Origin of the sequence: Streptosporangium sp. NPDC006013 (genome assembly GCF_040614275.1) — a bacterium.
In the GTDB taxonomy this organism is placed as follows: domain Bacteria; phylum Actinomycetota; class Actinomycetes; order Streptosporangiales; family Streptosporangiaceae; genus Streptosporangium.
Map to the genome: position 1 here is coordinate 1 of NZ_JBEXUE010000603.1, position 5,231 is coordinate 5,231.

Here is a 5,231-nt window from a genome sequence, read left to right on the forward strand (position 1 = left end):
AGCGGCTGCCGAGCTTGAAAGAGTGGCCGCAGGAATTGCGTGAGGTGGCGGAGTGGCGCGGCATACGGCTCGTCCCACTTGGGCGCCGGGCCTCGGGCGCGACGATCGGCGAGAAGCTCGGCGGCGCGTTCGGTGGTGATCTGCTCGACCTCGTCCCCCTTGCGCAGCGAGGCGTTGGTCTCCCCGTCGGTGACGTAGGGCCCGAACCGCCCCTCCTTCACCACGATCGGCTTCTTGGAGACCGAGTCCTCACCCAGCTCGCGCAGCGGCGGCGCGGCCGCGGCCCGCCTGCCCCTGGTCTTGGGCTGGGCGAACAACTCCTTGGCCCGATCGAGGGTGACCGTGAACAGTTCCTCCTCCGACCCCAGGGAACGAGAGTCGGTGCCCTTCTTGATGTACGGCCCGAATTTGCCGTTCTGCGCCGTGACCTCCTGGTCGTCGATCACCCCGAGCACCCTCGGCAGCGAGAGCAGCAGCAGGGCGTCCTCAAGGGTGACGGTGTCCAGGGACATCGACTTGAGCAGCGACCCGGTGCGCGGCTTGGGGGCGTCGGCCTTCTTGGTCTTCTTCTTGCCCTCGGCTGGAGGCGTCTCCACCGGCAGGATCTCGGTGACGTACGGACCGAAGCGGCCGTCCTTGGCCACGATCACGTTCCCGGTCACCGGGTCCTTGCCCAGCTCCCGGTCACCCGTCGGGCGGGAGAACAGCTCCTCGGCCCGCTCGGCGGTGAGCTCGTCGGGAGCCAGGTCCTCCGGCACGTTCACCCGGACACCCTCCCGGTCCAGGTACGGGCCGTAGCGGCCCACCCGGATCATGATGTCGGTGCCCCTGATCGAGAACGAGCTGATCTCCTTGGCGTCGATCTCGCCGAGGTCGGTGACCAGTTCCTTCAGACCCTCGCCGCCGTCCACACCGAAGTAGAACCGGCGCAGCTCGGGCACCCGCTCCGCCCGGTCGTTGGCGATGTCGTCGAGGACCTTCTCCATGTCGGCGGTGAAGTCGTAGTCGACGAGGTGGCCGAAGTGCTGCTCCAGCAGGTTGACCACCGCGAACGCCAGGAAGGACGGCACCAGGGCGGTGCCCTTCTTGAAGACGTAGCCGCGGTCCAGAATCGTTCCGATGATCGACGCGTACGTCGAGGGACGGCCGATCTCCCGGTCTTCCAGCTCCTTGATCAGCGACGCCTCCGTGTACCGGGCCGGCGGCTTGGTGGCGTGCGACAGCACGTTCAGCGCGGACGCGGTGAGCGGGTCGTTCTCGCTCAGGTTCGGCAGGCGCTTCTCGGAGTCGTCGCGGTCGGTGGACGGGTCGTCCGCGCCCTCGACATAGGCCTTCAGGAAGCCGTGGAAGGTGATGGTCCGCCCGGAGGCACTGAACTCGACCTGCTCCCCCGAACTGGACGTGCCGTCCACCTTGACGGTGACCGACTCGCCGACCGCGTCCTTCATCTGGGAGGCCACGGTCCGCTGCCAGATCAGCTCGTACAGGCGGAACATGTCACCGGTCAGCCCGGTCTCGCCCGGCGTGCGGAACTCCTCGCCCGAGGGACGGATCGCCTCGTGCGCCTCCTGCGCGTTCTTCACCTTGCTGGCGTAGACGCGCGGCTTGTCGGGCACATAGGCCGAGCCGTAAAGCTTGATGGCCTGGCTGCGGGCGGCGGCGACAGCGGTCTCCGACAGCGTGATGCTGTCGGTCCGCATGTAGGTGATGAAGCCGTTCTCGTAGAGGCGCTGGGCGACCTGCATGGTCGACTTCGCGGAGAAGCCCAGCTTGCGGCTGGCCTCCTGCTGCAGCGTGGTCGTCCTGAACGGCGCGTACGGCTTGCGGGTGTACGGCTTGCGCTCGACCGACCTGACCTTGTACGGCACACCGGCCAGGCGCCCGGCCAGGGCCTGGGCGGCCTGCTCGTCCAGGTGGAGCACATCGGCGCTCTTGAGGGTGCCGTTGCTCGCGAAGTCCCGGCCCTGGGCGACGCGCTTTCCGTCCACGCCGGTCAGCATGGCGGTGAACTCGTGCGGAACCTCGTCACCACCGGTGTCGAGCAGCGCCTGCAGGTCCCAGTAACTCGCGCTGGTGAACGCCAGGCGCTCGCGCTCGCGCTCCACGACCAGCCGGGTCGCCACGGACTGCACGCGCCCGGCCGAAAGCCGGGGCTTGACCTTCTTCCACAGGACCGGGCTGACCTCGTAGCCGTAGAGACGGTCGAGAATGCGCCGGGTCTCCTGGGCGTCGACCAGCCGCAGGTTCAGGGCGCGGGGATTGGCCACCGCCTCCTGGATCGCCCGCGGGGTGATCTCGTGGAACACCATGCGGTGCACCGGGACCTTGGGATTGAGCACCTCGCGGAGGTGCCAGGCGATCGCCTCGCCCTCGCGATCCTCGTCAGTGGCGAGATAGAGCTCGTCGGCGTCCTTGAGCAGCTGCTTGAGCTTGCTCACCTGCGCCTTCTTGTCGTGGTTGACGACGTAGAGCGGCTCAAACTCGTGATCCACATTGACGCCGAGGCGTGCCCAGGACTCTCCCTTGTACTTCTCAGGGATGTCGTCGGCCTTCTCAGGGAGATCACGAATATGCCCGATGCTGGACTCCACGACGTAGCCGCGGCCGAGGTACCCGGCGATGGTCTTCGCCTTGGAAGGCGACTCGACGATCACCAGGCGGTTTCCGCCGGCGTTGCCGTTCTTGGCTGGCACGCTGCTTCCTACCTCGCTGTTCGCATTCGTTCCCCGTTTACTTCCCCTCGGGTTACCCGATCTGAGTCGGGAACACTCCCAAGGAAAGCCGCAAGGACGCAGAATAAAGCCCTATGAGTGTCGACGTCCCTCGGCTCACCCTCGGAGACTAATCGCTGTGCTGGACTACTCCTACTTGGTTCTCCACCTCCCGCGTGGCACCTCACGGGACGCAGCCCGCCGGATACTGACCGAACATGCAGAATACGGCGACTGGGAGCTCGACCGCCTGCGACTGTATCCCGATGGCCGCCGAGACGTCCGGCTGCGCCGGAAGATCATACGTGTGACCAGGACGATGTGATTCCAGACATGGCTTTGCCCGCCCCGGGCCGCGCCCCCGGAACGGGCAAAGCTTCCGTGCCTCGCCACGCGAGCGAGCACCGCACCACGCAGGCGCGGTCATCCTGTCTCGCCGCCGTCGAGGCGTCTGCGCGCCTTCCTCAGTGGCTCTGAGGAAGGCATGCCTAATGGGTGACTAATGCCTTACTTTTTACCGAAACGGATGCGGCGGGTGGTGCCGAAGACGGTCGCGGAGGCCGCGGCCAACGCGCCGATCAGCAGGGTGACCAGGGAACCGACGTTCATTCCGGTCACGCCGACGGGCTGAGCGGCACTCATCAGACCCAGGTCACGGATCGGCAGGTCACCGGCCGGGGTGGAGGACGTCAGGCCCGTGACGGGAGCCAGCGGCGAGCTACTGTCGGCCGCCGCGGCCCGCTTGCTCACCGGGGTGGCGGGCATGACGGGGAGCTCGGGCAGACCGGCGGCGGCCGGAAGCCCGGACTGGCCCGCCTCCTGGGCACCGCGGGCGTCGGACAGCGACGCCTGACCGGCCTCGCCGCCGATCCCCGGAACGGCGGGGAGGACGGACAGCAGGCTACTGGTCCTGTGCCTGCTGGGCTTGCCGTCCCAGTCGCCTCGGCCACCGTTGTGGTCGCCCTTGGGTCCGCCCGGTCCGCCCTGGTGACCACCCTCGTGGCCACCCCACTGACCGCCGTTGTGGCCGCCCCACTGGCCACCGCCCGGCCCTCCGGCACGGGAGCCGCCGAGGCAGCCCGCGGCGGCGTCGCCCAGCACGGCGACCGCGTTGCCGCAGATGTTGATCGGCGCGGTGATCGGCGCGACCACCTGGTTGCCGCCCAGGACGCTGCCCTGCCCGGAGGTGCGATTGCCACCGGCCCCCGCACCCGCGCCGCCGGAGACCGAGGCGCCGCCCCTGCACCCGGCCGCGGCCCGGCCGAGCACGCCCACCGCGTTGCCGCAGACGTTGATCGGCGCGGTGATCGGCGCCACCACCTGGTTACCGCCGCCGATGCTGTGATCACCGTTCGTACGGTTGCCACCGGCACCGCCGCCACCGGGACCACCGGTCCCGACGGACGCACCACCCTGGCAGCCGGCGAAGGCTCCACCCAGCACGGCCACCGCGTTGCCACAGACGTTGATCGGCGCGGTGATCGGCGCCACCACCTGGTTGCCCCCCAGGACGCTGCCCCGCCCGGAGGTGCGGTTGCCACCCGCACCGCCGCCCTGACCCGTCCCCGCGGACGAACCGCCCGGGCAGCCCGCCTGGCCGTTGCCGACGGCGCTGCCGCAGACGTTGGCGGGCGCGGTGATCGGCGCGACCACCTGATTGCCGCTGCCGGCTCCGAAGCGCCCGTCGGTGTCGTTTCCTGGCCGGCCGTAGCCCGAGCCGGGGCCACCGGGACGCGGGCCGCGCTCCCAGCCGCCGCCGTGGCCGCCGTGGTCTCCATGCCCCTCGTGGCCTCCGTGGCCGCCGTAACCCGGCTTACCCGGCCAGTCGGGCTTGCCAGGGCCGCCGTGCTCTCCGGGGCCACCCGGCCGTCCCGGACCACCAGGGTGCCCGGGACCACCAGGCTGTCCGGGCCCGCCCGGGTGCCCGGGACCACCGGGCTGCCCGGGACCACCGGGGTGCCCAGGACCACCGGGGTGCCCAGGACCACCGGGCTGCCCCGGCCTGCCGGGCCTGCCGCCGACGACCTCGGCACCGCCCTCGCAGCCGGAGAACGCCTCGCCGACGACGGCAACCGAGTTGCCGCAGATGTTGATCGGCGCGGTGATCGGCGCCACCACCTGGTTGCCGCCCAGGACGCTGCCCCGCCCGGAGGTGCGGTTGCCACCGGCACCGCCGCCGCCACCGCCCTGATTGCTCACCGAGGCACCACCCCGGCAACCGGCGGTTGCCCCACCGAAGATCGCGAAAGAGTTGCCGCAGGCGTTGATCGGCGCGGTGATCGGCGCGACCACCTGGTTGCCGCCGCCGATGCTGTGATCACCGTTCGTGCGGTTGCCACCGGCACCGCCGCCGTTCCCGCCCTGGTTCCGCACCGAGGCACCGCCTCGGCAGCCCGCCTCGGAACGGCCGATCACCGACACCGCGTTGCCACAGGCGTTGACGGGCGCGGTGATCGGCGCCACCACCTGGTTGCCCCCCAGGACGCTGCCCCGCCCGGAGGTCTCGTTGCCCAGATCGGA

3 protein-coding genes are annotated in these 5,231 nt (G+C 70.1%); 1 reads left to right on the top strand and 2 read right to left on the bottom strand.

What is annotated here, in order from left to right; genetic code table 11:
• The coding region (topA, locus tag ABZ260_RS45870; protein ID WP_355630800.1) for a type I DNA topoisomerase at positions 1 to 2,693 on the bottom strand (2,693 nt) is incomplete at its 3' end.
• Positions 2,694 to 2,850: 157 nt separating this feature from the next.
• On the opposite strand from topA, the gene ABZ260_RS45875 reads away from it, so the two are divergent.
• Entirely contained in the window at positions 2,851 to 3,036 is a 186-nt protein-coding gene (locus tag ABZ260_RS45875; protein WP_084195129.1) for a DUF5703 family protein, read from the top strand.
• A 182-nt stretch (positions 3,037 to 3,218) separates the two neighbouring features.
• Here ABZ260_RS45875 and ABZ260_RS45880 read toward each other — a convergent pair.
• The coding region (locus ABZ260_RS45880; RefSeq protein ID WP_355630803.1) for a chaplin family protein at positions 3,219 to 5,231 on the bottom strand (2,013 nt) is incomplete at its 5' end.